The organism is Streptosporangium sp. NPDC006013 (genome assembly GCF_040614275.1).
GTDB lineage: Bacteria > Actinomycetota > Actinomycetes > Streptosporangiales > Streptosporangiaceae > Streptosporangium.
The window spans coordinates 1-1,315 of sequence record NZ_JBEXUE010000953.1 but is presented as its reverse complement, the minus strand read 5'-3'; the positions used below and the strand labels follow the sequence as shown (position 1 = coordinate 1,315).

At 71.3% G+C, this 1,315-nt stretch carries 1 protein-coding gene and 1 pseudogene; one reads left to right on the top strand and one right to left on the bottom strand.

Translation table 11 applies throughout. From position 1 onward, the window contains the following. The coding region (locus tag ABZ260_RS51180) for a PucR family transcriptional regulator ligand-binding domain-containing protein (RefSeq protein WP_355633272.1) at positions 1 to 589 on the bottom strand (589 nt) is incomplete at its 3' end. Positions 590 to 779: 190 nt separating this feature from the next. Between ABZ260_RS51180 and ABZ260_RS51175 the strand changes: the two are divergent. Beyond that, a pseudogene (locus ABZ260_RS51175) lies at positions 780 to 1,315 on the top strand (hypothetical protein); the annotation flags it as partial.

The following is a 1,315-nucleotide window of genomic DNA, read 5'->3' as shown; positions in this document are numbered from 1 at the left end:
CGGCCGAGGCCAGCACGTGGCCCGTCCCGTCCAGCACCGCCACGCCCACGTCGAGCAGCCCCGCCACCTCGGCCGTCACCTCGCGCAGCCCGCCCCCGGCGAGCACCACCTGGACCAGCGCCCGGTGCGCCTCCTCCGCCCTGGCCAGCACGACGGCCTGGCGGTTGAGGATGTCGGTCAGCACCTGGTTGAGGATGTCGTCGAAACCGACGTCGTCGGGAAGCTGGATCAGCGGGAAGCCCAGCCGGTCGGCCTGCTCCACCATCTCCTCCGGCAACTCGTCGAGGTAGCGGCCGAGCTTGATGGCCAGCGCGGCCAGACCGCGCTCGTCGAGGTCGGCCACCAGCCTGCCGAGCGACTGGGGGGTGTTGCGCAGCGGGTAGCCGGTGGTGAGCAGCAGCTCGTGCGGCTTGACCCAGGCCAGGACGTCGGGCACCTCCATCACGTTGAGCCGCTGCACCACCCGGTCCAGGCCCCGCTCTCCCGCGATCAGCCGGGCTCCCGCCAGCGTCGAGACGCCGAGGACCTCGCCGACGGCGACTCCGTGAATGATCGTTCCGGTGCTCGCCGGCCGTACGGGAGGTTCCATGAGGCGATTGTGACCGATAGACCCGTCTGTCAGGAAGAGCCAACCTTTGGGCTGACTGTTGGCAGCTTTATCCGTACGGCCTGCGTCCACGCCCGTTCTACCGTACGGCTCAATGGATGGGGGAGTCCGTGAGCGAGCGAACCGCTGGAGAGAGCACCTTCACACCCACGGGGCCTGCCGAGGAGCGCTCATGAGCGTTGGAACGCGCCCAAAGGCGCGGCACGTGCACGTGCGGACACATGGCACCGGCGCGGCCAGCACGACCCTGCGCCAGGTACTGGAGGCGCCTCGCCGCCCGGCGCGGGTGCTGGCGGCCTTCCCCGCCGGCGTCTACCTTGAGGTACGCACCGAGCTGGAACCGCAGGTCATCGCGGTGGTGACCGGGCAGGCCACCCGCCTGCCCAACGCCATGGTGGTCACCGACCCGATGCCTCAGGTCGCGGTGGGTGACGAGGCGTGCGTCGGCGACGGCTCGATCGACGTCGGGCGGCTCAGCCTGCGGGCCCATCGCTGGTGGAACCCGGCCCCGCCACTCGGCACCGTGAAGGTGGCGGAGCTGATCCGCTCGCTGCCCGCGATGGCCGAGCTGTGCGAGCGGTCTCCGAGGCGGTCGGGGCTGGAGGGCAACGGCGCTGGCCTGCTGAGCCTCGCGGGCGAGGCGGTGGCTGTCGGCCTGCTCGCGGAGCTCGGCGGCCCTCTGGGTGATCATCTGGAGCTGAAGCTCGG